This window comes from Pseudosulfitobacter pseudonitzschiae (assembly GCF_900129395.1).
Classification (GTDB): domain Bacteria; phylum Pseudomonadota; class Alphaproteobacteria; order Rhodobacterales; family Rhodobacteraceae; genus Pseudosulfitobacter; species Pseudosulfitobacter pseudonitzschiae.
The window spans coordinates 624,644-648,128 of record NZ_FQVP01000002.1; the positions used below are offsets into that span (position 1 = coordinate 624,644).

A 23,485-nucleotide genomic window follows, 5' to 3' on the forward strand; every position below is an offset into this window, starting at 1 on the left:
AAAAGGACTATTCCCATGAGCAAAGCACAGATCGTCGGATGGGCGCACAGCAAGTTCGGCAAATCCTCGGCCCCTGACACCGAACACCTGATGGCCGAGGTGATCGCCCCCGCGCTGGAACATGCGGGCGTGTCGGCGGCGGACATCGACGGCATTTTTGTCGGCGTGATGAACAACGGCTTTTCCAAGCAGGATTTTCAGGGCGCGCTGGCCGGTATGGCGATGCCCGAACTGGGCATGACCCCCGCCGTGCGCATGGAAAACGCCTGTGCGACCGGATCGGCGGCGCTGTATTCGGCGCTGGATTTCATCGAAAGCGGGCGCGGCAAGATTGCCCTTGTGGTCGGCGCGGAAAAGATGACGGCGCTGCCCACGGTCGAGGTCGGGGATATTCTGCTGGGGGCCTGCTATCGCACGGAAGAGGCGGAAGTGACGGGCGGCTTTGCCGGTCTGTTCGGACAGATCGCGCAGCAGTATTTCCAGAAATACGGCGACTGCTCGGACGCGCTGGCGATGATCGCGGCCAAGAACCATGCGAACGGGATGCACAACCCCTTTGCCCATATGCAAAAGCCGTTCACCTTTGAGGATTGCAACACCGTCTCTGACCGCAACCCTTATGTGGCACCGCCGCTGCGGCGCACTGACTGTTCGCTGGTCTCGGACGGGGCGGCGGCGATGATCGTGGCATCCGAAGATGTGGCCGCCGACCTGCACCTCGCCATTGCTTTCCGCAGCCGCACCCACACCAACGATGTGCTGGCGATGTCGCGCCGTGACGTGACCACATTCGACGGCGCGCGCCGTGCCTGGGCTGCTTCGCTTGAGGATGCGGGGCTGACGCTGGACGATATGGATCTGGTCGAAACCCACGACTGTTTCACCGTGGCCGAGTTGCTGGAATACGAGGCGATGGGGCTGGCCGCACCGGGCAAGGGCGCGGATGTGATTCGTGACGGCACCACCACGCGCGAAGGCCGGTTGCCGGTGAACCTGTCGGGCGGGCTGAAGTCCAAGGGCCACCCGATTGGCGCAACCGGTGTGTCGATGCATATCATGGCGGCGATGCAATTGGCCGGCGAGGCGCCCGAGGGCATCCAGGCCAAGGCGCCGACCTTTGCCGGTGTGTTCAACATGGGTGGTGCCGCGGTGGCCAACTATATTTCCGTGCTGGAGCGCGTGAAATGAGCGATTGGGCGTCTCCAAAACCGGACCCCAAAGGCGGCGTGGCTCCATCGACCACGCGGGTGGCCAACCTTGCGCAGCACCTGACCCGAAATGCGCGGCGTCTGGGGGACAGTCTGGCGCTGGTTTACGGTTCTGATCGCTGGACGTGGGCGGAGCTGGATGCCCGCGTGTCCGCGTTGGCGGCGGGGTTGCGTGCGGATCATGGCGTGGAAAAGGGCGACCGGATTCTGGTGCAGTCGCAAAACTGCAACCAGATGTTTGAAACCATGCTGGCCTGTTTCCGGCTGGGCGCGGTCTATGTGCCTGCAAACTTTCGCCAGACCCCGGACGAGGTGGCGTGGCTGGCCGAAAGTTCGGGCGCGGTGGGGATGGTCTGCGGGGCCGAGTTTCCCGACCACGCTCGTGCCTGCGATACTGCCGCACGCCGCTTTGTGCTGACCATCGGCGGCGGTGCGGATGACATCGACAGCCTGATCGCGGCGCATATGGGCGCGCAGGTGCCCAACACAACCGTGGACCGTGACGATCCGTGCTGGTTTTTCTTCACCTCGGGCACCACGGGGCGGCCCAAGGCGTCGGTGCTGACCCACGGGCAGATGGCCTTTGTGCTGCTGAACCACCTGAATGACCTGATGCCCGCCACCGGCCCCGCCGACCGGTCGCTGTGTCTGGCGCCGCTCAGCCACGGTGCGGGCATTCACCAGATGGCGCAGGTGGCGGCAGGGGCCGCGACCGTTCTGCTTCCACCCGGCCGGTTCGATCCTGCGGTGGCCTGGCAGATCGTACAGGACGAGCGGATCAGCAACATGTTCACGGTGCCAACCATCGTCAAGATGCTGGTCGAGCATGACAGTGCGCAGGCCCATGACCTGTCGTCGCTACGCTATGTGATCTATGCGGGCGCGCCGATGTACCGCGCCGATCAAAAGGTCGCGCTGAAGGTTCTGGGCAAGGTTCTGGTGCAATATTTCGGGTTGGGCGAGGTCACGGGCAACATCACCGTGCTGCCGCCCGCCGAACATTCCGAGGATGATGCCGAAATGCGCGTGGGCAGTTGCGGCTATCCGCGCACGGGCATCGAAGTATCCATTCAGGGCAGCGACGGGACCGAGCTGCCGCCGGGCCAGTCGGGCGAGATTTGCGTCAGCGGCCCTGCGGTGTTCGCGGGCTATTACAACAACCCCGAGGCCAACGCCAAGGCGTTCCGCGACGGATGGTTCCGCACCGGTGATCTGGGCTATGTGGACGCAGAGGGATACCTTTATATCACGGGCCGCGAGTCCGATATGTATATCTCGGGCGGGTCCAACATCTATCCCCGCGAGATCGAGGAAAAGATCCTGACGCATGACGCCGTCAGCGAGGTCGCGGTGCTGGGCGTGCCCGACCCGACCTGGGGCGAGGTGGGGATTGCCGTTTGCGTGTTGCACGCAGGGGCTGCCGTGGACCCCGACGACCTTCTGGCGTGGTTAAAGCCGAAAATCTCGGGCTATAAGCTGCCCAAGCAGGTGATCCTGATCGAGGACATGCCGAAATCGGCCTATGGCAAGATCACCAAGAAGCTGATCCGCGAAACCTTGCAGGAGCGGGGGCTGCTGGAGCTGCCCGCCGAGGCATGAGCGAGCAGGGGCCGGTCAATCCGCCGATGGTCCACCCCGGTGCGGTCGCGGCTGAGCGTGTGGCCGAGGTGCCGGTGCGTGCGCAGGATCTGGTGATCAAGCTGCGCGCGGGCCAACAGGTACAGCAGGCGATCTGTGCGGCGGTGGCCGACGCGGGCTGCGATGCCGCTTGGGTTGATGTGGCAGGGCTGGTCTGTGCGCCCTTTGCCTATGTCATGCCCGCCGCGTCGCCCGATGGGGCCCGCGTGGCGTGGTACAGTGATACCTATCGCCCCGATGGACCTGTGCGCGTGTCGGTGGGCGGCATTTCGGTGGGGCGTCTGGGGCAGGGGGATTTTACCCATTGTCACGGGCTGTGGTCGTTTTCGGGCGGTGCTGCGCTGGGGCATATGCTGGCGCCCGATTGCACGGTGGCCGAACCTGTGACCCTGCGCGGTGTTGGTCTGTGTGGTGGGCGGTTTGACCGGCTGCCGGATGGCGAGACCGGATTTGACCTGTTCCGCGCCTGTCCCGTGGGTGACCCCGTGCGCGACGCCGACGCGGTGATGATGACGATCCGCCCGAACATGGATATTGTCGAAACCATCGAAGCGGTGGCGCAGCGCCACGGCATTCGCAACGGCGCGATCATGGGGCTGGGCAGTGTCAACGGCGCGCGGTTTTCCGATGCGCCCGACATGCCGTCAGCGATCACCGAGTTCATCATCACCCGGGGCCAATTGACCGATGGCGCGGCGCAGATTGCGCTGTCGGCGGTGGACATGGCGGGGGATGTGTTCAGCGGCACCGTTCAGCGCGGCGGCGTGCCGGTGTCGATCACCGCCGAGATCGTGGTGCGCGCGATCTAATCGGGGTCCGGCAGCCTATCCAGAACCTGCGCCAGCACCTGTGCATCGACAGGTTTGGCCACCCGCCCAAAGCGGTGCGTGTCGGCGGGCGGGATGTTGTCGGTTGCGGGCAGTTGGGTCGACATGGCGATGGCGCGGGTTTGCGGATGGCGTGCCAGTGCCTGCCGGATCAGGTCCCAGCCGCTGTGCTGGGCCTCCAGCTTCAGATCGCTCAGCACCAGATCGGGACGGGGGGCGGCATTCAGCAGCGCCTGACCGCTGGCATAGTCGGGGGCGGTGGTTACATCAAACCCCAGCGTGCGCAGGGCAGTTGCGGCGGCATTCAGTGCCTTGGGGTCGTCGTCGATCACCACCGCGTGGCCTGCATGGCGGGCGGGCATGGGCCGCGTGTCGGCCACCGGCGGAAAGAACAGGGTCACCGTCGTGCCGGCCTCTGGCTCGGACGCAATGTGCAGACGTCCCCCCGACTGGTGCACGAAGCCATCAACCATCGACAGGCCCAGCCCCGTCCCCCCGCCGTCGCGGCGTGCGGTAAAAAACGGTTCGGTCGCATAGCGCAGGATCTCGGCGGGCATCCCGTGACCGTCGTCGGATACCGCCAGCGCGATGTCACCGCCTGTGTCCTGATACACCGATATCTCGATATGTCCTGCGCCGCTGATTGCCTGGCCGGCGTTGACGCACAGGTTCAGGATAGCGCTTTCCAACTGGCCGGGGTCGATCATTGCCCACATCGGCGTGTCGGGGGTGATCACCGACAAGGTGACCGTTTCGGGCAGGGCAATTTCGAGCAGATCACGCATGGCGTCCAGCAGATCGACGATATCGGTGCGCTGGGGCTCCAGATGCTGTTTGCGGGCAAAGGCCAACAGCCGTTCGGTCAGCGTCACGCCCAGATCCACCGCATCCTCGATGCGTGCGCGCAGGCGGGTGGCCGTGTCCGCGTCGGCGCGTTCCAGAAGGTGCAGGTTGCCCGAGATGGTGGACAGGATATTGCCAAAGTCGTGGGCCACCTCGCCCGTAACCTTGCCCAGCGTCTCGACCCGCTGGATTTCGGCCAGCCGCGCATCGACCAGCCGCCGCTCGGTCACTTCGGAAAACAGCCAGACGGCACCGCCGTCGGGAAAGGGCGAGCGGCGCAGTTCCAGCACGTGGCCCGCCGCGCTTTCGTATTCCAGATAGCCCGCCGCGGTCATGGCGGTTTCGCGCAGGGAAAACGGTGATTGCGCCAGAAGGTCGTCCACGGTTTCCGGTGCTGTGACAGTTTCGGGCAGGCGCAGCAGATCGCCGGTCCGCCGGTTCTGCGCCAGAATGCGGCCTGATGCAGCCGTGATCACCACCCCGTCCGTGATGTTTTCAAATACCCGCGAAAACAGCGTGTTCTGCCGCCGGATGAGCCGTGAATTGCGGTCGAGCCGCAGCGCGTTGGCGCGGAAGATGCGAAAGGCCGAGAACAGCTGCCCGATCTCGTCCTCGCTTTCCAGCCTGCGTTCCAGCCGTGTCGCACGATCGCCTGCCGCCAGCCTGCGCATGGCCTGCGCGATGCGGTGCAGGTTCATCACCACATAGCGCGAGACGAACACCGCCGTGATCACGGCCACCACAAGGCTGACCGCCATCAGCGCCAGCATCACCCATTGCGCGACGGCCAGCCGGGCGCGGGTGTCGGCCTGTGATGCCTCCAGCCGCTGGCGCGCGGCGGTCACTTTTTGCGCGGCCAACTGGTTGATCCGTTCCGCCTCGGTGCGGATGCGGAACAGGGCGTTCTCGGCGTCCAGCGAGATGGCCAGATTGCGATAGACCAGGTTGAACAGCGTGTCGTCACGGGTGATCGTGCGGTCGATTTCCTGCACGTTGTCGGCCACCAGCGGCGTCGCCACCGCCAGAATGTCCGCGCGGATTTTTGTGTAGCGCTGGCGGAATTCCCCGATGGAAATCAGCGTGTTTGCCCGCGCTGTGCCGACCGCCTCCATCGCCAGTTGTTGCAACCCCGCCCACGCCTGTCGCTGATAGGCCGTGGCGACGCGCGTCGTGGTCCATTGACGGTAGCGTCGCAACAGCACCTCAAGCGCCTGGTCGATTGCGTCGATGTCGCGGTTGATGCGGTTTTGTTGCGGGATGATCTCGACCAGATCGTCCACCGCAGCGCGCATGCGGGCCACGGACAGGGTCAGGTCCGCGTCGCCCTGCGCCATGTCTTCCAGCCGCGCAATGGCCGCGTAGATCTCGTCGGTTTCGGTTGAAATGCCAAAAGGCGGGTTCAGCGACAGCAGGAAAGGCGCGGATTTTGACAGGGTCGCGGTGCTTTGCGACAGTTCCAGCGCGCGGGACACTTCGGCCAGCGACACGCTGTGCAGCAGCTCGATCTGGCGGTCGGCACGTTCCAGCGTGTAAAAGGCGATGATCCCGATCACCGCAGCGACCACCGACAGCAGGCTGATGGCAAAGAACAGGCGCGTCCGAATGCTCAGCCGTGACAGCTTCATGCCCCGCGTCCATCCAGCACAAAGATATAGCCCTGCGCGCGTCGGGTTTGCAGATGCACCGGCTTGGACGGGATCGGTTCGATCTTGCGGCGCAAGCGCAGGATCAGCACGTCGATGGTGCGATCCAGATAGCGTTCGGAATCGCTGCCCAACTCGTCCAGCAGCTCGGGGCGCGGGATGATCCGGCCCGGATTGCGGACAAAGTAATCGAGCAGCCGGTATTCCGCATTGGTCAGCGGAATTTCATTGCCCGCCGCGTCCTGCAACTCGCGCTTTTGCAGGTCGACCCGCTTGTCGCCAAAGCCGATCTCGTGGCCGGTGGCGGGCGGTGTCACCGCCCCGTGGCCATAGCGGCGCAGCACCGCACGGATACGCGCCACCAGTTCACGCGGGTTGAACGGTTTGATCAGGTAGTCATCGGCGCCGGTTTCCAGCCCGATGATCTTGTCGATCTCGTCGCCCACGCCGGTCAGCATCACGATGGGCAGGTTGTATTTCTCGCGGATCTGTATGGCCAGCATCAGCCCGCTTTCCCCACGCAGGCGCAGGTCGATCAGCGCAAGGTCGATCGCGGGCGGATCGCCAAGCGCGTGGAATGCGGCACTGTCTGGGCAGGCAATCGCATGATAGCCGCTTTGTTCCAGCAACGCGGACAGCGTTTGGCGCACCTGTGCATCGTCGTCGACGATGGCAATTGTGGGTTGGGGGTTGGCACGGGTCATGTCACAGCTATGTCACGGCACGGCTGCACCCGCCAAGCGTCCTTGGCTGTGACGTGGTGAAAAACACACCAAACGCCTCCGTATTGTAATACTGTTAACATTGCACCTGCTCCCCGTAACTTTGTTAGTCACTGGACGGTGGCTTGGGCGGGGCATTGCCGACTAGCATCTGCGCCATGTTGACCACATCGGGGACCAGCGGAGGAGCTGTTCGCTGTGCTGCTGTTCGACAGATGTATTTACGGGAGGAACAAAATGCATATCACCAAAACCCTGCTGGGCACCGCTTTTGCCGTCGCCATGGGCAGCACCGCTGCCTTTGCTCAGGACACTTGCGCCGAGCGCGGCGCGCTGGACGTGAACTATTGCGACGCCAACGGCGATCTGGTCGCGGACACACCCACCGATCCGGCCAAGCTGAACGATCCGTCCACGCTGGTCTTTGCCTATACGCCGGTCGAGGACCCCGCCGTTTACGCCGACATCTGGGAACCGTTCATCGAACATCTGGAAGAGGCCACGGGCCGCGACGTGCAGTTCTTTGCCGTGCAATCCAACTCGGCCGAGGTCGAGGCCATGCGCTCGGGCCGTCTGCACATTGCAGGTTTTTCGACCGGCCCGACGCCTTTCGCCGTGAACCTTGCCGGTGCAGTCCCCTTTGCCATCATGGGCGCGGATGACGGGCAGTTCGGTTACAAGCTGCAAGTGTTCACCCAGGCCGATTCCGACATCAAGGAAATGGCAGACCTCAAGGGCAAGCGCGTCGCGCATACTTCGCCCACCTCGAACTCGGGCAACCAGGCGCCGCGCGCGCTGTTCCCCGGTCTGGGCGTGGTGCCGGACACCGATTACGAAGTGACCTATTCCGGCTCGCATGACCAATCCATGCTGGGCGTGGTGGCCGGTGACTATGACGCGGCACCCGTGGCATCGGAAGTGGTGGACCGTATGGCGGAACGGGGTCTTTACGATCCTGCCGACGTGCGTCTGATCTGGGAAAGCGATCCGTTCCCGACAACGTCCTTCACCGTGGCGCATGACCTTGAGCCCGAGCTGGCGGAAAAGATCAAGCAGGCATTTTTCAGCTTCCAGTTCGAAGGCACAAAGCTGGGTGAAGAGTTTCAGGGTGTGAGCAAGTTCATCCCGATCACCTACAAGGACCAGTGGGCCGTGATCCGCGAAATCCAGGCCAACAATGGCGTGGAATATACGCCCCAGGGTCTGGCTGCCAACTAAGCGTCGAACAGGACACGGGACGACCCATCGCGGTTGCCCCGTGTCCCTTTGCGCCTGTCCCACTGCCCCGTGAGAGGTCAAAATGCTGAAAATCGAAAAACTGGTCAAACGCTACAACGGCGGCGATCCCGTGTTGAAGGACCTTGATCTTGAGGTCGGCGGCCAGCAGGTCGTGTCGATCATCGGGTCATCCGGCGCGGGCAAAAGCACGCTTTTGCGCTGTATCAACCGGCTGGTCGAACCCACATCCGGCACGATCACGCTGAACGGCACCGACCTGACCAAGCTCAAGAAATCCGAGCTGCGCCTCGCCCGCCGTCGCATCGGCATGGTGTTTCAAAGCTTTAATCTGGTCGACCGCCTGACGGTGATGGAAAACGTCCAGTCGGGGCGTCTGGGCTATATCTCAACCTGGGCCGCGCTGACGCGCCGCTATCCGAAAGAGGACATCCGCCGCGCCTATGAGTTGATGGAGCGTGTGGGGATTGCACACTATGCCAACAAACGGGCCGACGAGTTGTCGGGTGGCGAACGCCAGCGCGTCGGCGTTGTGCGTGCGCTGATGCAGCAACCGGAGATCCTGCTGGCCGACGAACCCACGGCCTCGCTGGACCCGAAAACATCGGAACAGATCATGGCGCTGTTGCGCGATCTGGCGAACGAGCTGGAGCTGCCCGTCATCATCAACATCCACAATGTGACCGAAGCCAAGCAATACACCGACCGCATCGTCGGCATGCGCTATGGCCGGATCATCTTTGACGATGTGCCGGATGCGCTGGACGCCGCCGCGATGGATGAAATCTATGCAGGTGTCCCCGCCGAGGACCGCGCAGCCCAGGGGGCAGCGGCATGAGCGATTTTCCCGACACCTGGCGCAAGCCGCCCTTCATCCGCAACACCCTGCTGCGGCGGGGCCTGTGGATCGCGATTGCGGCCTATGTGGTCTTTACCATGGCGACATTGCCGATTGACTGGGAACGCGTCTCGGCGGGCATGGGCCGCGCCGCGCGGATCTTCAGCGGGGCCTTTCCGCCCAGTTTTGCCCGCGCCGACCTGCTGATCGACGGGTTCATGGAAAGCCTGAAAATCGCGCTGCTGGCCACGGTGGCCGGTGTGGCGCTGTCGATCCCAATTGCCTTTTGCGCCGCGCGCAACATCGCACCCATGCCTGTCTATTACCTGGGTCGGGCCACGATCATCATCGCGCGCAGCTTTCACCCGGTCATCGTCGCCATCATCTTTGTAAAGGCCGTGGGCTTTGGCCCCTTTGCCGGTGTGCTGACGCTGACGGTTTATTCCATCGGCTTTGTCGCCAAACTGCTGGCCGAGCGTATCGAAGAGATCGACTTTGGCCAGGTCGAGGCGATGCGCTCTGCCGGGGCGCCGTTTTTCAGCACGCTGGTCTATGCCATCGCGCCGCAAATTCTGGCCCGCCAGATCGGTCTGTCGATCTATCAGCTGGACAGCAACCTGCGCGCTTCGGCCGTGGTCGGTCTGGTGGGGGCCGGGGGCATCGGGGCGACGCTGGCCAATGCCTTTGGGCGCTACGACTATGACTTTGCTCTGGCGATCACGATGGTCATCGTCGGCGTCATTCTGGTGTCCGAGGCGATCAGCGGTGTCATTCGGGAGAAGGTCGCATGAGCCCTACAACATTGGACCACTGGTCGCGCTACACCCCGAAACAGCGCATCAAACGCTATGGCGTGCTTTTGGCAACCTTGCTTGTCGTGGCCTGGGCACTGCAAAGCATTGACGTAATCTGGGAGTGGGTGTGGGATTCACCTGCGCAGATGGCGGACCTGTTCGGTCGCATGATACCGCCCGATCCGCAGAACCTGCCCTCTATCATGCAAGCCATGTGGGAAACGGTGAACATCGCCACGATCGCCACGCTGTTCGCCATCGTCATCTCGCTGCCCGTGGCCTATATCGCGGCGCGCAACACCACGCCCAATGTCGTGACCCTGTGGATCGGCCGGTTCATCCTTGTGTCGTCGCGGTCGGTCAACACGATCATCTGGGCGCTGCTCTTCGTGGCCATCTTCGGCCCCGGCATCATCGCGGGGATCGTCGCGATCATGTTCCGCTCTATCGGCTTCATGGGCAAACTGCTGGGCGAAGCCATCGAGGAAATCGACACACGCCCCGTCGAGGCGCTGCAAGCCAGCGGCGCGTCACGGTTCAAGGTGGTGCTTTACGCCATCGTGCCACAGGTGATGCCCACGTTCTTTGCCGTGTCGATCCTGCGCTGGGACATCAACCTGCGTGAATCCACGGTTCTGGGGCTGGTCGGTGCGGGTGGCATCGGGATCATCCTGCAAGGGGCCATCGACACGTTCAACTGGCCCGAGGTGTCGACGGTCCTGCTGGCGATCCTTGCCTTTGTCATATTGGGCGAGGTGGTCTCGATGTACCTTCGCAAACGCATCTTGTAGTTTTGCAGAAACGGCGGGCCCACATCCTGCCCTGCAAACCCTGGCGCCCTGCGGGTCCTTCCCCCGCAGGGCGTTTCTTGTACCTGGTTGTCGCAAAGCGGCGTCTTTACCCTTCGGGCAAATGCGGGACTGCAACGCCTTTCTTGCGACACTTCTTTTCATAGACTGCAGGCCAGGCCCTGAATTTTCCCATCTGCGCCTGCTGCGCCATGACCAGTTGCACGAACCCGTGTCGCTGGTCTTCCTTCTTCAACGACTTGAAGGCTTTTTTCTGGGGCTTGGTCATCGAACAGGCAATGCAATGGCCTGCGCGTTTGTATTTGCACACGTCGATGCAGGGGCTTGGCAATTTGGGCATGGCGTTCTGGCTCTGCAAAAGAAAAAGCGGGACACGCCGTTGCGCGCCCCGCCCGTGATGGGGTGACGCGTGTTTACTCGAACACTGCACCGGGGTTGTCGAGGCTGTCGGACCCTTCAAAGGCGATCCCGTCCACACCCAGCGCCGTGACCACGCGTTCGATGGACCGCGTCTGGTCGATCAGGGCATTGACACCCCCCATCACCAGCTCTTCGCCCGCCGCGTTGCCTGCCTCCAGCATCTGGTCATAGGCCATGCCCGCTTCGGCGGTCGATTTGATCTCGCCCAACTCGCGCATGGTTGCCGCCAGTTTCAGGCGCATTTCGGTATCCAGCCCGGTATCTGTTTCGGCCACGAGAGCCGACAGCGACGGACCGGAAACGGTCGAGCCGTCAATGCGGGTATAGCTGCCAAGGTATACGTTCTGGATGCCCAGACCGTCGTAATAGTGGCTGTTGTGGGTGTTGTCCGAGAAACAGTCGTGCTCTTCCTCGGGATCGTTCAGCATCAGGCCCAGACGCATACGTTCACCCGCCTGCTCGCCATAGGACAGGCTGCCCATGCCAGTCAGCATCGCGGAAATGCCCGCGTTCTCGTCGGCCATCACATTGGCACGTGCTTCGCCGCCGTCGGCCCATTGCTCCGTCATCCATTCCAGATCCGAAACCAGCAGTTGCGTGGCTGCCTGCAGGTAAGCGCCGCGCCGGTCGCAGTTGCCGTTGGTGCAGGCGTCGCCGGTGGCATAGTCGGTCCATGGACGGTTGCCGGCACCGGGGCCGTTGCCGTTCAGGTCCTGGCCCCACAGCAGGAATTCGATGGCGTGATAGCCGGTGGCCACGTTCGCCTCGACGCCGTCGGCCTCTTGCAGGGTGTTCTTCAGCAGATCGGGGGTGATTTCGGTCGCGTCGATTTCCTTGCCCGACAGGGTGAATGTGGGGTTGGCGATCACGTTCAGCGCCGCGGCTTCGTTTTCATCGGTGGCCCCGCCATAGGATGCGTCCACATAGTCGATCAGCCCTTCGTCCAGCGGCCAGGCGTTCAGCCCGCCTTCCCAGTCGTCGACAATCGGGTTGCCAAAGCGGAAGACTTCGCTTTGCTGATAGGGCACACGGGCGGCCAGCCATGCGGAGCGCGCGGCGATCAGGTTGGTTTCCGACGGGTCTGCAACCAGCGCATCAACGGCGACTTGCAGAGCCTGTGCGGTGGTCAGGCTGTCACCGTAGGTCGCGGCGGCGATGTCGGCGTAATTGGCCAGCACATCGGTGCGGGTGTCGGCGAACGACGCCGTGGCCGTCAGGCTGATTGCGGTCGTCAAAAACAGGCGTTTCATTGGTGGTCCTTTGGGGTCGGATATTCTCGATGCCACGGTCCGGAATGGCCCGCAGGCGGGGTGACTCTCATGATATCTGAAAGCTGACTAAATTGCTCGGAATTGTCAATCCCGATTAAAAGCGTTGGTTTCAGCGCGCCGATGCGCCGCTACAAATCCTTGACCAACCGCAGCGCGTCATAGATCGCCGCATGGGTGTTGCGTGCCGACACGGCGTCACCGATGCGGAACAGTTGGAACTGGCCCTCGGGGTTGCGCACAACCGTCTGGGGCTGCCCGTTTATCAGCGCATCATGGTCCACCGCCCCGCCGTTGCGGCTGAGCGGTCTCAGGTCGTGGTAGAGCTCGTCCAGCGGCAGCGTGCCATAGTTCACCACCACCTGATCGTAATCGACCTGATGGCTGTGATCGCTGTAATCGGTGCCGATGGTCGCCGTCAGAACATTGCCGTTGCGCGCAACCCCCAGCAGGCGGCGGGCGACGGTCATGGTCACGTCCTTGTCCTGAAGGGAGCGCATATAGGGCACCAGGTTCATGCCCATGATGTCGGGCGCAAAGGTGCGGTCGGGGGTCATCACCTCGACCTTTGATCCGGCAGCGGCGGCGATCTCGGCGGCTTGCAGGGCAGGGTGGTCACCGCTTTCGTCGTAGATCAGAACGCGGGCGGCGGGTTTGATGTCCCCGGCGATAATGTCCCAGGCGCTGACCACATGCGCGGCCTCGGTTCGGGTCTCGAACAGGTGCATGTTGGGCATGCCCCCTGTCGCCACGATCACCACGTCGGGCGACAGGGCGGTGACATCCCCGGCCTCGGCCCATGTGTTGAAATGAAAGGTTACGTCGCGGGCGGCGCATTGCGCCATGCGCCAGTCGATGATGCCGATCATCTCGCGGCGGCGCGGGCTGCGGGCGGTCAGGCGGACCTGTCCACCGGGATCGGGCTGTGCTTCGAAGACCGTCACGTCATGGCCCCGCATGGCCGCCACCCGCGCGGCCTCAAGGCCCGCTGGGCCTGCGCCCACGATCACCACCTTGCGGGGGCTGTCGGCGGCGGGGATGTCGTGGGGCATGGTCAACTCGCGCCCCGTGGCCGCGTTGTGAATGCACAGCGCCTCGCCCGCCTGATAGATACGGTCCAGACAATAGGTGGCCCCGACGCAGGGCCGTATGTCGTCTTCGCGGCCTTCGATGATTTTGCGCACGATGTGCGGGTCGGCCATATGGGCGCGGGTCATGCCGACCATGTCCAGCAGGCCCGACTCGACCGCATGGCGCGCGGTGGCCACATCGGGAATGCGCGCGGCGTGAAACGTGGGCATGCCGGTCGCGCGGCGCACTTCGCCTGCGAAATCCAGATGCGGCGCGCTTTTCATGCCTTGCACGGGGATCACGTCGGTCATTGCGGGGTCGGTGTGAATGCGGCCCCGGATCACGTTCAGGAAATCCAAGCGGCCGTCGGCGGCGAGTATTTTTGAAATCTCCAAGCCCTCGGCGGCGTCGATCCCGCCCTTTTGTGCCTCGTCCGCGGTGAACCGGAAGCCCACGATAAAGTCGTCGCCCACGCGTTTGCGCACAGCTCCCAGCACATCCATCGGAAACCGCATGCGGTTTTCCAGCGTGTCGGCCCCGTATGGCCCGGTCAGATCGTTGGTCAGCGGCGACCAGAACTGGTCCAGAAGGTGCCCGTAGACCTGCAATTCGATCCCGTCCATGCCGCCCGCCTGCATGCGTTCGGCGGCGTCGGCAAAATCGGTGATGATGCGTTCGATGTCCCAATCCTCGACCAGTTTGGGAAAGGCGCGGTGTGCCGGTTCGCGGTGCCGCGACGACGACACAGAAGGCAGCCAGTCGCCCTTGTTCCACCCGGTCCGGCGGCCCAAGTGCGTCAACTGGATCATCACCGCGCAGCCGTGCTCGTGGCACCCGTCGGTCAGGCGCTGAATCCACGGCACTACCTTGTCGTCATACACCAAAACGTTGTTGAACGCAGGCGGGCTGTCCCGCGACACCGACGCCGACCCTGCCGTCATCGCCAGCGCCACACCCGCCTTGGCGCGTTCCGCGTGATAGGCCGCATAACGTTCCTTTGGCATCCCGTCCTCAGGATAGGCGGGTTCGTGGCTGGTGGTCATGATCCGGTTTTTCAGCGTCAGGTGTTTCAGCTGGAAGGGCTGCAAAAGCGGATCTTTTGACATGGAGGTTCCTTGGGGTTGGGTGGCAGTTATGTTCATGCTGCCAGCCGTGGGTGTCACAGATTTGCCGACCTGCGACGCCGACCTGTCAACGCGCGACGCGCACAGATTGACGGGGACATTTGCTGGTCAATGGTCGCAGGTTGGGCTGCGCGCGGGGCCGTGTCAATCACGGCTGCTGCGCTGGACAAGGCACGGGGCGGCGACTATCTCGGCAAGGGTCAGGAACACTGCACCAAAGGACCATGCCATGCTGGACAAGCGTCAGTTCTATATCGACGGCCAATGGGTCGCGCCGCTGGCAGGCACGGACCGCGCGGTGATTGATCCGTCGACGGAACAGCACTTTGCCACCATTTCGCTGGGTGGGCAGGCCGACACTGATTTTGCCGTTGCCGCTGCACGCGCGGCGTTCCCAAGCTGGCGCACCTCGACCAAGACGCAGCGGATCGACCTGGTCCGCAGCATTTTTGACGTCTACATGCGCCGCTCGGACGAGATGGGCGCGGTGATCAGCCGCGAGGTTGGCGCACCGCTCGAGATGTCCAAGACCCAGCAGGCCCGCACCAGCAGCTCGCATTTCACCGGCTTTCTGGACGCACTTGAGACGTTCGAATTCGAACGCCCGCTGCGCCCGGACACGCCGCACGACCGTATCCTTTATGAACCCATCGGCGTCGCGGCCCTGATCACGCCGTGGAACTGGCCGATGAAGCAGATCGTGCTCAAGGTGATACCGGCGCTGGCTTCGGGGTGTACTGCGGTGCTGAAACCCTCGGAACAGGCGCCGCTGTCGGCCATGCTCTTTGCCGAGATCATGCACGAGGCCGGGGTGCCTGCGGGCGTTTTCAACCTGCTGAACGGTGACGGGCCGGGGGTGGGGGCGCAGCTTTCGGGGCACCGCGATGTGGATGTGGTCAGCTTTACCGGCTCGACCGATGCGGGCCGCGCGATCACGCGGGCAGGGGCGGACACGGTGAAACGGGTGCGGCTGGAACTGGGCGGCAAGGGGGCGAACATGATCTTTGCCGATGCCCATGAGAACGCCGTGCCGAACGGTGTCATGCGCTGTTTCAACAATTCGGGCCAGTCGTGCAATGCCCCCAGCCGGATGCTGGTGGAACAATCGCGTTATGCGCAAGCTGTCGAAGAGGCCAAAGCCACCGCCGAGGCGATCACCGTGGGTGGCACGTCCGAGGTTGGCCCGCACATCGGGCCTGTGGTCAACGCAGCGCAGTTCGACAAGATCCAGACGTTGATTGCATCCGGTATCAAAGAGGGCGCACGGCTGGTCGCCGGTGGTCTGGGCCGTCCCGAAGGGATCGAACAGGGCTTTTACGTGCGTCCCACGGTCTTTGCCGATTGCACGCCCGACATGACGATCATGCGCACGGAAATCTTTGGGCCGGTGCTGTCGATGATGGCCTTTGACACCGAAGACGAGGCCATCGCCATTGCCAATGACACCGACTACGGCCTGACCAACTATGTGCAGACCGCCAACCCAGACCGCGCACAGCGTATTTCGCGCGACCTGCGCTCGGGCATGGTTGAGATCAACGAACAGCGCCGCAGCACCGGCGCGCCGTTTGGCGGCATGAAACAATCGGGCACGGGCCGCGAGGGCGGCATCTGGGGGCTGGAAGAGTTTCTTGAGGTCCGCGCCATCAGCGGCTGGCCCGCGGACTGAACCTAAAGGTCGGCCTGCATTGCATAACCATGCGCAAACAGCAGGCTCACGCGGGTGACCGCAGTGTCCCCGTTCCACGTGTTGCGGGTGAGCGCGAACAACGCGGCGCCTTCCGCACACCCCAGTTCCTGCGCCTCGGCGCTGGTGGCGCTGTGCGCTGATAAGGCAATGTCGCCGCCGGTATAGGGCGTGTGTTCCAGCAGCCATTCGTTGGCGCTGGTGGTGTCAAAGGATTGGTCCAGCACACCCGGCGCGCCTGCCGGATTGATCCAACGGTCTTCCAACGCATAGGCCACGTCATCGGCAAAATGCAGCGCCCGCACATGCAGCAACGCCGCCTTGCCGGTTTTCAGCACGCGGCGGACAGGGGCGGGGGGGCGGACCAGCTTGCGCGCGAGCAGGCGGTAGTCATAGCGCGCGCCCTTGTCCTCGACTTCCTGGCGGATCACCGCGATGGACAACGTGGCCCGCGCCACCGGTTGCAGCGCCACGCGGGTGCCCGCCCGTCGCTTGCGGTCCAACAGCCCCGCCTCGGCCACCGCGCGCAGGGCGCGATTCACGGTGGCGCGGGCGCAACCGAATTCCGTTGCCAGATCGGCCTCGTTCGGGATCAGCGCGCCGGGGGGCCATTCGCGGGCATTGATGCGGCGCAGCACCTCTTGCTGCACCGCCTGCCAGTTGCGGATGTCCTTGGTCACAGGGCGTCTTTCAGTGACCGCAGGACCCGGCGGTAGCTTGCGGTGATGGCATCGCGGTCGATGTGCGCGCCGTCCTGCACCACATGGCGGCCCGCCGACCAGACATCTCGCACCAGCCGGTCGTCGCCTGCGAATATCCAGGCGTCCAGCGCCAGATCGCCGCTGCGTCCTTCCAGGTGGATCGACTGTGTGTCCAGCGCCAGCATGTCGGCCCATTGGCCTGCGGCAATGGCCCCGCTTGCGCGCCCCGCCGCCTGCGCCCCGCCCGCCAGAACGGCATCAAAGATGCGCCGTCCGGTGGACGCCTGCGCTGTGGCCAGCGCCGCGCGGGTGCCATCGCGCAGACGCTGGGAATAGTCCAGCGTGCGCAGTTCCTCGGACAAGCTGATGCGGATGTTGCTGTCGGACCCTACCGCCACGGCACCGCCCGCATCGAACCAGCGCACGCCATCAAAAATACCGTCGCCCAGCGAGCTTTCGGTGATCGGGCACAGGCCCGCGACGGCACCGGTTGTGGCCAATGCTGTGGTCTCGGACGGGGTCATCTGAGTGCAATGGATCAGGCACCAGCGGTCGTCCAGATCCATGTGTTCCAACGCCCAGTCGACGGGCCGTGCACCCCATGCGGCCTGTACCTCGTCCACTTCGGGGATCTGTTCGGCCAGATGCATGTGCAGCGGACCTTGGTGATAGCGGCGGGCAAATTCGGTCAGGTCCTCGCGCCCCACGGCGCGCAGCGAATGCGGCGCCGCGCCCAGCGTGTGATCGGCAGGCAGGGTGCGCAACGCATCCCCCGCCGCCGCATGCAGTTGCGCGAAACGGTCGGCGTCGTTGCCAAATCGAACCTGACCCGCGCCCAGATCACGCTGGTCACATCCACCGAACTGGTAGTGCACCGGCACCAGACACAGGCCCGCGCCGCTTTGTTCGGCTGCGGCCACGATGCGCCCCGACATCTCGGCCAGGTCGGCATAGGGCACACCGCCGGGCTGGTGGTGCAGGTAGTGAAATTCGACCGATGCCCCATAACCGGCTTCAAGCATTTCCATCTGCACAAAGGCGGTGATCGCCTGCACATCGTCCGGCGTCAGCCGGTCGAGAAAGCGGAACATCAACTGCCGCCAGGTCCAGAAACTGTCGCGCGGGTCGGGGCCGCGCCGTTCGGTCAGACCGGCCATTGCCCGCTGGAACGCGTGGGAATGCACGTTCACCGGGGCGGGCAGCAGAATTCCCAGATCGGGACCGCTGCGCGCGGTGTTTGCCGTGGCCGAGACGATGCGCCCCGCGTCAACGGTCACGGTGACATCCTGCGCCCACCCTTGTGGCAGCAGGGCCTGGGACGCCCAAAGTTTTTCCATGATGCCTCGCTTGACAGAATAATATGTGCAGACATAATACGCATAACTGCACCGATAAACAAGTGAGTCGTGACCATGCTTTTGACCAATGCCCGCATCGCCACAATGTCCGAGCCTGCCGGTTACGGCCTGATCGACGACGGGGCGATTGTGATCCGTGGCGACCGGATCGTCTGGGTTGGGGCGCAGGCCGACCTGCCTGCGGAACACGCGGGCGAAGAGGTCACCGATCTGGGCGGGCGTCTGGTGACACCGGCGTTGATCGACTGCCACACGCACCTGGTTTTTGGCGGCAACCGCGCGGGCGAATTCGAACAGCGGCTTGAAGGTGTCTCCTATGAGCAGATCGCGCGCAGCGGTGGCGGCATCGTGTCGACCGTGCGCGCCACGCGCGATGCCACGCCCCAGGCGTTGCTGCAATCGGCGCTGACCCGCGTGGATGCGATGATCGCCGAAGGGGTCAGCACCATCGAGGTCAAGTCCGGCTATGGTCTGGACCGCGAAGCCGAGTTGAAGATGTTGCGGGTGGCGCGGCAGATCGCCGATGTGCGCCCGGTCACCGTGCGCACCACCTATCTGGGTGCCCATGCGGTGCCGCCCGAGTTTGCGGGTGATGCGGATGGCTATATTGATCAGGTCTGCATCCCGACCCTGCACGCCGCCCATGCCGAAGGACTGGTGGATGCGGTGGACGGGTTTTGCGAGGGCATCGCTTTTGACACGGGCCAGATCGCGCGGGTGTTCGACGCGGCCCGCGCGCTGGGCCTGCCGGTGAAACTGCACGCCGAGCAACTGTCGAACATCGGCGGCACGCAACTGGCTGCGCGGTATGGCGCGCTCAGCGCCGATCATGTCGAATACGCCAACGCCGCTGACGCCGACGCGATGGGGCAGGCGGGCAGCGTTGCTGTTCTGCTGCCCGGTGCCTTCTACACGCTGCACGAAACCCAAATGCCCCCCGTCGCGGCATTCCGCGCCGCCGGTGTGCCCATGGCGATTGCCACCGACTGCAACCCCGGTTCCTCCCCGCTGGCCTCGCCCTTGCTGACGTTGAACATGGCCTGCACCCTGTTTCGCCTGACACCGGCCGAGGCGCTGGCGGGGCTGACCCGCAACGCGGCACGTGCGCTGGGGCTGACCGATCAGGGCCGGATCGCACCGGAGATGCGCGCCGATCTGGCGGTCTGGGACGTCACCGAACCTGCCGAACTGGCCTATCGCATCGGCTTTAACCCCCTTCAATCCCGTATTTTCGGAGGCACATTGTGACCGTAACCCTGACACCCGGCACGACGACACTGTCGACCCTGCACCACATCTGGACCCACGGGGGGGCCGCGGCGCTGACCCCCGACGCCCGCCCCGGCGTCGAAGCGGCGGCGGCACTGGTGGCCAAGGCGGCGGCAGGCGAGGCGGCGGTTTACGGCGTGAACACCGGCTTTGGCAAACTTGCCTCAGTCAAGATCGCGGCCAAGGATACAGCGCGCCTGCAACGCAACCTGATCCTGTCGCATTGCTGCGGCGTGGGCACACCGCTGGACGCGGCGACGACGCGGTTGATGATGGTGTTGAAGCTGCTGTCGCTGGGGCGGGGCGCGTCGGGTGTGGCGTGGTCTACGGTTGCTGTGATCGAAGGGATGCTTGCCAAGGGTGTGAACCCGGTGATCCCGGACCAAGGCTCGGTCGGTGCCTCGGGCGACCTTGCGCCGCTGGCGCATATGGCCGCCGTGATGATCGGCGAGGGCGAGGCGGTCTTTGACGGCACCCGCATGGCAGGGGGCGACGCGTTGAAGGCTGCGGGGCTGAAGCCGATCACGCTGGGCCCGAAAGAGGGGCTTGCGCTGATCAACGGCACACAGTTTTCCACCGCCTGCGCGCTGGTGGGGCTGTGGGGCGCTTGGGCCAATGCGTCGGCCAGCGTGGTCACCTGCGCGCTCAGCACTGACGCGATCATGGGCAGCACTGCGCCGCTGGAAGATGCCATTCACACCCTGCGCGGCCATGCGGGCCAGATTGCGGTGGCCCGTGCGCAACGAGCGCTGATGGCAGGTTCGGAAATCCGCGAAAGCCACCGCGACGGCGACACCCGCGTCCAAGACCCCTATTGCATCCGCTGCCAGCCACAGGTGACGGGTGCCGCGATGGACCTGTTGCACGCCGCCGCCCGCACGTTGGAGATCGAGGCGAACGCCGTCACCGACAACCCACTTGTCCTGGTCGATGACAGTCACCCCGACGGCGGCCTGATCGTGTCGGGCGGGAACTTCCACGCCGAACCCGTGGGCTTTGCCGCCGACCAGATTGCCGTCGCCATTTCCGAGATCGGTGCGATTGCGCAGCGGCGCGTGGCACTGATGGTGGACCCGACGCTCAGCTTTGATCTGCCGCCCTTCCTGACGCCCGACCCGGGCCTGAATTCGGGTCTGATGATTGCCGAGGTGACCACGGCGGCGCTGATGAGCGAGAACAAGCACCTGGCCAATCCCTGCACCACCGACAGCACGCCGACCTCTGCCAACCAGGAGGACCACGTGAGCATGGCGGCCCATGCTGCACGCCGACTGGCGCGGATGAACGCCAACCTGAACGTGATCCTGGGCGTCGAGGCAATCTGCGGTGCACAGGGCATCGGCTTTCGCGCGCCATTGCAGACCAGCGATACGTTGCAGGCGGTCATTGCGACCCTGCGGCAGGTCGTGCCTGCGGTGGCCGAGGACCGCTACATGGCCCCCAGCCTCGAGGCGGCGGCGACGCTGATACGCGAAGGCCAACTGGTTGCGAGCGCCGAGCTTCCGGCCTTTGTGCGCGGAGAGATGGCATGACCCCAGTCGAAATCATGCAGGGCGACAGCCCCGTGGTTCTGGGCCTGCCGCACACCGGAACCTTTGTGCCCGATGATATCCACGCGGCGTTGAACGCGCGGGGCAGGGAACTCGCAGACACCGACTGGCACATTCACACGCTGTATGACGGGCTGCTGGCCGGGGCCACGACCGTGCGCGCCACGTTCCATCGCTATGTGATCGACGCCAACCGCGACCCCAGCGGGACCAGCCTGTACCCCGGGCAGAACACCACGGGGCTGGTGCCGCTGACCGACTTTGACGGGCACGACATCTGGCAGACCGAACCCGATTCCGCCGAGATCGAACGCCGCCGTCTTGCGTTTCACGCGCCCTATCACGCGGCCTTGCAGGCGGAACTGGAGCGGGTCCGGGCGCGCCACGGCGTTGCGATCCTGTACGATTGCCACTCGATCCGCAGCGATATCCCCTTTCTGTTCGACGGCACCCTGCCGGATTTCAACATCGGCACCGATATGGGCCGCACCTGCGCCCCGCAGATCGAAGCCGCGACCGTGGCGGTCTGCGCGGCGGCCACACAGAGTCACGTCCTGAACGGACGGTTCAAGGGCGGCTGGACAACCCGCCATTATGGCCAGCCCGAAACCGGCATACACGCCATCCAGATGGAGCTGGCCCAGTCCACCTATCTGACGGACGAGGCCGCGCCCTGGACCTATGACGCAACCAAATCCCGCGCCTTGCGCATCCATCTGCAAGACATCCTGACCACGCTGGCCGAAATGGCCCCCCAGTTGAAAGGCACATCATGACAAACCCGCGCCACAACCTCCGCGACGTATTTCCCGACACCGGCACGACGATCACCGCCAAAAGCTGGCTGACCGAAGCACCGATGCGGATGCTGATGAACAACCTGCACCCCGACGTGGCCGAGAACCCGCACGAGCTGGTGGTTTACGGCGGCATCGGCCGCGCCGCCCGCACGTGGGAGGATTTCGACACCATCGTGGCTGCGCTGAAAGAGCTGGAAGACAACCAGACGCTGCTGGTGCAGTCGGGCAAACCCGTGGGCGTGTTTCAAACACACAAGGACGCGCCGCGCGTGCTGATCGCCAACAGCAACCTTGTGCCGCATTGGGCCAATTGGGACCATTTCAACGAGTTGGATAAAAAGGGTCTGGCGATGTACGGCCAGATGACCGCCGGGTCGTGGATCTATATCGGCACCCAAGGGATCGTGCAGGGCACCTATGAAACCTTCATGGAAGCGGGCCGCCAGCATTACGAGGGCAACCTGAAAGGGCGCTGGATTCTCACCGGTGGCTTGGGCGGCATGGGGGGCGCGCAGCCGCTGGCGGCGGTGATGGCGGGCGCCTGCTGTCTGGCCGTGGAATGCGACGAAACCCGCGTCGATTTCCGCCTGCGCACCCGTTACGTCGATGAAAAGGCGCATACGTTGGATCAGGCGCTTGAGATGATCGAGACCTGGACCAAGGCGGGCGAGGCAAAAAGCGTGGGCCTGATCGGCAATGCGGCGGATGTCTTTGCCGAACTGGTCGAACGCGGCATTCACCCCGACATCGTGACCGACCAGACCTCGGCCCACGATCCGGTGCACGGCTATCTGCCCCAAGGCTGGTCGGTGGCCGAATGGCGCGCCAAGCAGGAAAGCGACCCCAAGGCGGTCGAAAAAGCCGCCCGCGCGTCGATGAAAAACCACGTGGCCGCGATGGTCGATTTCTGGAACGCAGGGGTGCCGACGCTGGATTACGGCAACAACATCCGGCAGGTGGCGCAGGAAGAGGGGCTGGAGAACGCCTTTGCCTTCCCCGGTTTCGTGCCTGCCTATATCCGCCCGCTGTTCTGCCGTGGCATCGGCCCGTTCCGCTGGGCGGCGCTGTCGGGTGACCCCGAGGATATCTACAAGACCGACGCCAAGGTGAAGGAACTGATCGACGATCCGCACCTGCACAACTGGCTGGACATGGCGCGCGAACGCATCGCGTTCCAGGGGCTGCCCGCGCGCATCTGCTGGGTGGGCCTGGGCCTGCGTCACAAGCTGGGGCTGGCGTTCAACGAGATGGTCCGCAATGGCGAACTGTCGGCACCGGTTGTCATTGGCCGCGACCATCTGGATTCAGGCTCGGTCGCGTCCCCCAACCGCGAGACCGAGGCGATGAAGGACGGGTCGGACGCGGTCAGCGACTGGCCGTTGCTGAACGCCATGCTGAACGTCGCCAGCGGTGCGACATGGGTATCACTGCACCACGGCGGCGGCGTCGGCATGGGCTTTTCCCAGCATTCGGGCATGGTGATCTGCTGTGACGGGTCCGAGGACGCGGACCGCCGCCTTGCCAACGTGTTGTGGAACGATCCGGCGACCGGCGTCATGCGCCACGCCGATGCGGGATATGACATCGCTCTGGAGTGCGCGCGCGAAAACGGGCTGAACCTGCCCGGCATCCTGAAGGGCTGAACAAATCAGCGGGAGCAGCGGGGGCGGACCCTCCGC

General features: G+C 64.2%; 19 protein-coding genes. 12 read left to right on the forward strand and 7 right to left on the reverse strand.

All coding sequences use genetic code 11. The annotated features are described in order from the left end of the window. Positions 1 to 15: 15 nt before the first annotated feature. The 3 genes from BUC08_RS07330 to BUC08_RS07340 are packed head-to-tail and all read left to right on the forward strand — an operon-like array spanning position 16 to position 3,655. Complete coding sequence (locus BUC08_RS07330; protein WP_037925355.1) at positions 16 to 1,188, forward strand: acetyl-CoA acetyltransferase; 1,173 nt, start codon at positions 16 to 18, stop codon at positions 1,186 to 1,188. Then, entirely contained in the window at positions 1,185 to 2,807 is a 1,623-nt protein-coding gene (locus tag BUC08_RS07335) for an acyl-CoA synthetase (protein ID WP_037925357.1), read from the forward strand. Before BUC08_RS07330 ends, BUC08_RS07335 begins: the two co-directional genes overlap by 4 nt. Further along, complete coding sequence (locus BUC08_RS07340) at positions 2,804 to 3,655, forward strand: PCC domain-containing protein (RefSeq protein WP_037925359.1); 852 nt, start codon at positions 2,804 to 2,806, stop codon at positions 3,653 to 3,655. The genes BUC08_RS07335 and BUC08_RS07340 overlap by 4 nt, the downstream gene beginning before the upstream one ends. Here BUC08_RS07340 and BUC08_RS07345 read toward each other — a convergent pair. Together BUC08_RS07345 and BUC08_RS07350 are read right to left on the reverse strand one after the other, a co-directional pair. Beyond that, positions 3,652 to 6,141, reverse strand: coding sequence for an ATP-binding protein (locus BUC08_RS07345; protein WP_037925360.1), 2,490 nt, complete (start codon positions 6,139 to 6,141; stop codon positions 3,652 to 3,654). The two genes, BUC08_RS07340 and BUC08_RS07345, sit on opposite strands and share 4 nt — an antisense overlap. Continuing rightward, positions 6,138 to 6,863 carry a response regulator gene (locus BUC08_RS07350; RefSeq protein ID WP_037925362.1) on the reverse strand — a complete coding sequence of 242 codons (726 nt, stop codon included), beginning with the start codon at positions 6,861 to 6,863 and terminating at the stop codon, positions 6,138 to 6,140. The genes BUC08_RS07345 and BUC08_RS07350 overlap by 4 nt, the downstream gene beginning before the upstream one ends. Before the next feature lie 261 nt (positions 6,864 to 7,124). Between BUC08_RS07350 and phnD the strand changes: the two genes are divergently transcribed. The 4 genes from phnD (at position 7,125) to phnE (BUC08_RS07370) (ending at position 10,540) form a co-directional block, all read left to right on the forward strand. Continuing rightward, positions 7,125 to 8,099, forward strand: coding sequence for a phosphate/phosphite/phosphonate ABC transporter substrate-binding protein (phnD, locus tag BUC08_RS07355; RefSeq protein ID WP_028954724.1), 975 nt, complete (start codon positions 7,125 to 7,127; stop codon positions 8,097 to 8,099). Positions 8,100 to 8,181: 82 nt separating this feature from the next. Next, the gene (gene phnC / locus BUC08_RS07360; RefSeq protein ID WP_037925364.1) at positions 8,182 to 8,955 is read left to right on the forward strand and encodes a phosphonate ABC transporter ATP-binding protein; all 774 of its coding nucleotides are present in this window, start codon (positions 8,182 to 8,184) and stop codon (positions 8,953 to 8,955) included. After that, positions 8,952 to 9,746: a phosphonate ABC transporter, permease protein PhnE gene (gene phnE, locus BUC08_RS07365; RefSeq protein ID WP_037925366.1), complete on the forward strand. Its 795-nt coding sequence runs from the start codon at positions 8,952 to 8,954 to the stop codon at positions 9,744 to 9,746. Before phnC ends, phnE (BUC08_RS07365) begins: the two co-directional genes overlap by 4 nt. Next, on the forward strand, positions 9,743 to 10,540 hold the full coding sequence (phnE, locus tag BUC08_RS07370; RefSeq protein ID WP_037925368.1) for a phosphonate ABC transporter, permease protein PhnE: 798 nt from the start codon (positions 9,743 to 9,745) through the stop codon (positions 10,538 to 10,540). Before phnE (BUC08_RS07365) ends, phnE (BUC08_RS07370) begins: the two co-directional genes overlap by 4 nt. Positions 10,541 to 10,646: 106 nt before the next feature. Here phnE (BUC08_RS07370) and BUC08_RS07375 read toward each other — a convergent pair whose 3' ends face one another. The 3 genes from BUC08_RS07375 to BUC08_RS07385 form a co-directional block, all read right to left on the reverse strand. Next, a complete protein-coding gene (locus tag BUC08_RS07375) occupies positions 10,647 to 10,898 on the reverse strand; it encodes a DUF1289 domain-containing protein (protein ID WP_037925370.1) in 252 nt (83 codons plus the stop codon). Between the two features lie 73 nt (positions 10,899 to 10,971). Further along, a complete protein-coding gene (locus tag BUC08_RS07380) occupies positions 10,972 to 12,228 on the reverse strand; it encodes an imelysin family protein (RefSeq protein ID WP_037925372.1) in 1,257 nt (418 codons plus the stop codon). Positions 12,229 to 12,377: 149 nt separating this feature from the next. Further along, the gene (locus BUC08_RS07385; RefSeq protein ID WP_037925374.1) at positions 12,378 to 14,423 is read right to left on the reverse strand and encodes an NADH:flavin oxidoreductase; all 2,046 of its coding nucleotides are present in this window, start codon (positions 14,421 to 14,423) and stop codon (positions 12,378 to 12,380) included. A 247-nt stretch (positions 14,424 to 14,670) separates the two neighbouring features. On the opposite strand from BUC08_RS07385, the gene BUC08_RS07390 reads away from it, so the two are divergent. Beyond that, on the forward strand, positions 14,671 to 16,110 hold the full coding sequence (locus BUC08_RS07390) for an aldehyde dehydrogenase family protein (protein ID WP_037925376.1): 1,440 nt from the start codon (positions 14,671 to 14,673) through the stop codon (positions 16,108 to 16,110). A gap of 2 nt (positions 16,111 to 16,112) precedes the next feature. Here the strand turns inward: BUC08_RS07390 and BUC08_RS07395 are convergent, their stop codons facing one another. Further along, positions 16,113 to 16,808: a UTRA domain-containing protein gene (locus BUC08_RS07395; RefSeq protein ID WP_037925378.1), complete on the reverse strand. Its 696-nt coding sequence runs from the start codon at positions 16,806 to 16,808 to the stop codon at positions 16,113 to 16,115. Beyond that, positions 16,805 to 18,166 (reverse strand): formimidoylglutamate deiminase, encoded by a 1,362-nt coding sequence (locus BUC08_RS07400; RefSeq protein WP_037925380.1) that lies wholly within the window; start codon positions 18,164 to 18,166, stop codon positions 16,805 to 16,807. Before BUC08_RS07400 ends, BUC08_RS07395 begins: the two co-directional genes overlap by 4 nt. Before the next feature lie 75 nt (positions 18,167 to 18,241). Between BUC08_RS07400 and hutI the strand changes: the two genes are divergently transcribed. Genes hutI through hutU form a run of 4 tightly spaced genes read left to right on the forward strand, consistent with a single transcriptional unit; the run spans position 18,242 to position 23,449 of the window. Beyond that, positions 18,242 to 19,435 (forward strand): imidazolonepropionase, encoded by a 1,194-nt coding sequence (gene hutI / locus BUC08_RS07405; RefSeq protein WP_037925631.1) that lies wholly within the window; start codon positions 18,242 to 18,244, stop codon positions 19,433 to 19,435. Further along, a complete protein-coding gene (gene hutH, locus BUC08_RS07410; RefSeq protein WP_037925382.1) occupies positions 19,432 to 20,988 on the forward strand; it encodes a histidine ammonia-lyase in 1,557 nt (518 codons plus the stop codon). Before hutI ends, hutH begins: the two co-directional genes overlap by 4 nt. Further along, positions 20,985 to 21,782, forward strand: a complete 798-nt coding sequence (gene hutG / locus BUC08_RS07415; protein WP_037925384.1) for an N-formylglutamate deformylase — start codon at positions 20,985 to 20,987, stop codon at positions 21,780 to 21,782. Before hutH ends, hutG begins: the two co-directional genes overlap by 4 nt. After that, positions 21,779 to 23,449 (forward strand): urocanate hydratase, encoded by a 1,671-nt coding sequence (gene hutU / locus BUC08_RS07420; protein ID WP_037925386.1) that lies wholly within the window; start codon positions 21,779 to 21,781, stop codon positions 23,447 to 23,449. Before hutG ends, hutU begins: the two co-directional genes overlap by 4 nt. Positions 23,450 to 23,485 lie beyond the last annotated feature (36 nt).

What these genes read in the sequence shown, in the direction of transcription:
- BUC08_RS07340 (WP_037925359.1), top strand. Translation starts at nt 2,804, where the DNA reads ATGAGCGAGCAGGGGCCGGTCAATCCGCCGATGGTCCACCCCGGTGCG.
- BUC08_RS07345 (WP_037925360.1), bottom strand. Translation starts at nt 6,141, where the DNA reads ATGAAGCTGTCACGGCTGAGCATTCGGACGCGCCTGTTCTTTGCCATC.
- phnE (WP_037925366.1), top strand. Translation starts at nt 8,952, where the DNA reads ATGAGCGATTTTCCCGACACCTGGCGCAAGCCGCCCTTCATCCGCAAC.
- hutI (WP_037925631.1), top strand. Translation starts at nt 18,242, where the DNA reads ATGCTTTTGACCAATGCCCGCATCGCCACAATGTCCGAGCCTGCCGGT.
- hutU (WP_037925386.1), top strand. Translation starts at nt 21,779, where the DNA reads ATGACAAACCCGCGCCACAACCTCCGCGACGTATTTCCCGACACCGGC.
- phnE (WP_037925368.1), top strand. Translation starts at nt 9,743, where the DNA reads ATGAGCCCTACAACATTGGACCACTGGTCGCGCTACACCCCGAAACAG.
- BUC08_RS07380 (WP_037925372.1), bottom strand. Translation starts at nt 12,228, where the DNA reads ATGAAACGCCTGTTTTTGACGACCGCAATCAGCCTGACGGCCACGGCG.
- BUC08_RS07400 (WP_037925380.1), bottom strand. Translation starts at nt 18,166, where the DNA reads ATGGAAAAACTTTGGGCGTCCCAGGCCCTGCTGCCACAAGGGTGGGCG.
- BUC08_RS07330 (WP_037925355.1), top strand. Translation starts at nt 16, where the DNA reads ATGAGCAAAGCACAGATCGTCGGATGGGCGCACAGCAAGTTCGGCAAA.
- BUC08_RS07390 (WP_037925376.1), top strand. Translation starts at nt 14,671, where the DNA reads ATGCTGGACAAGCGTCAGTTCTATATCGACGGCCAATGGGTCGCGCCG.
- BUC08_RS07385 (WP_037925374.1), bottom strand. Translation starts at nt 14,423, where the DNA reads ATGTCAAAAGATCCGCTTTTGCAGCCCTTCCAGCTGAAACACCTGACG.
- BUC08_RS07375 (WP_037925370.1), bottom strand. Translation starts at nt 10,898, where the DNA reads ATGCCCAAATTGCCAAGCCCCTGCATCGACGTGTGCAAATACAAACGC.
- phnC (WP_037925364.1), top strand. Translation starts at nt 8,182, where the DNA reads ATGCTGAAAATCGAAAAACTGGTCAAACGCTACAACGGCGGCGATCCC.
- BUC08_RS07335 (WP_037925357.1), top strand. Translation starts at nt 1,185, where the DNA reads ATGAGCGATTGGGCGTCTCCAAAACCGGACCCCAAAGGCGGCGTGGCT.
- BUC08_RS07350 (WP_037925362.1), bottom strand. Translation starts at nt 6,863, where the DNA reads ATGACCCGTGCCAACCCCCAACCCACAATTGCCATCGTCGACGACGAT.
- hutG (WP_037925384.1), top strand. Translation starts at nt 20,985, where the DNA reads ATGACCCCAGTCGAAATCATGCAGGGCGACAGCCCCGTGGTTCTGGGC.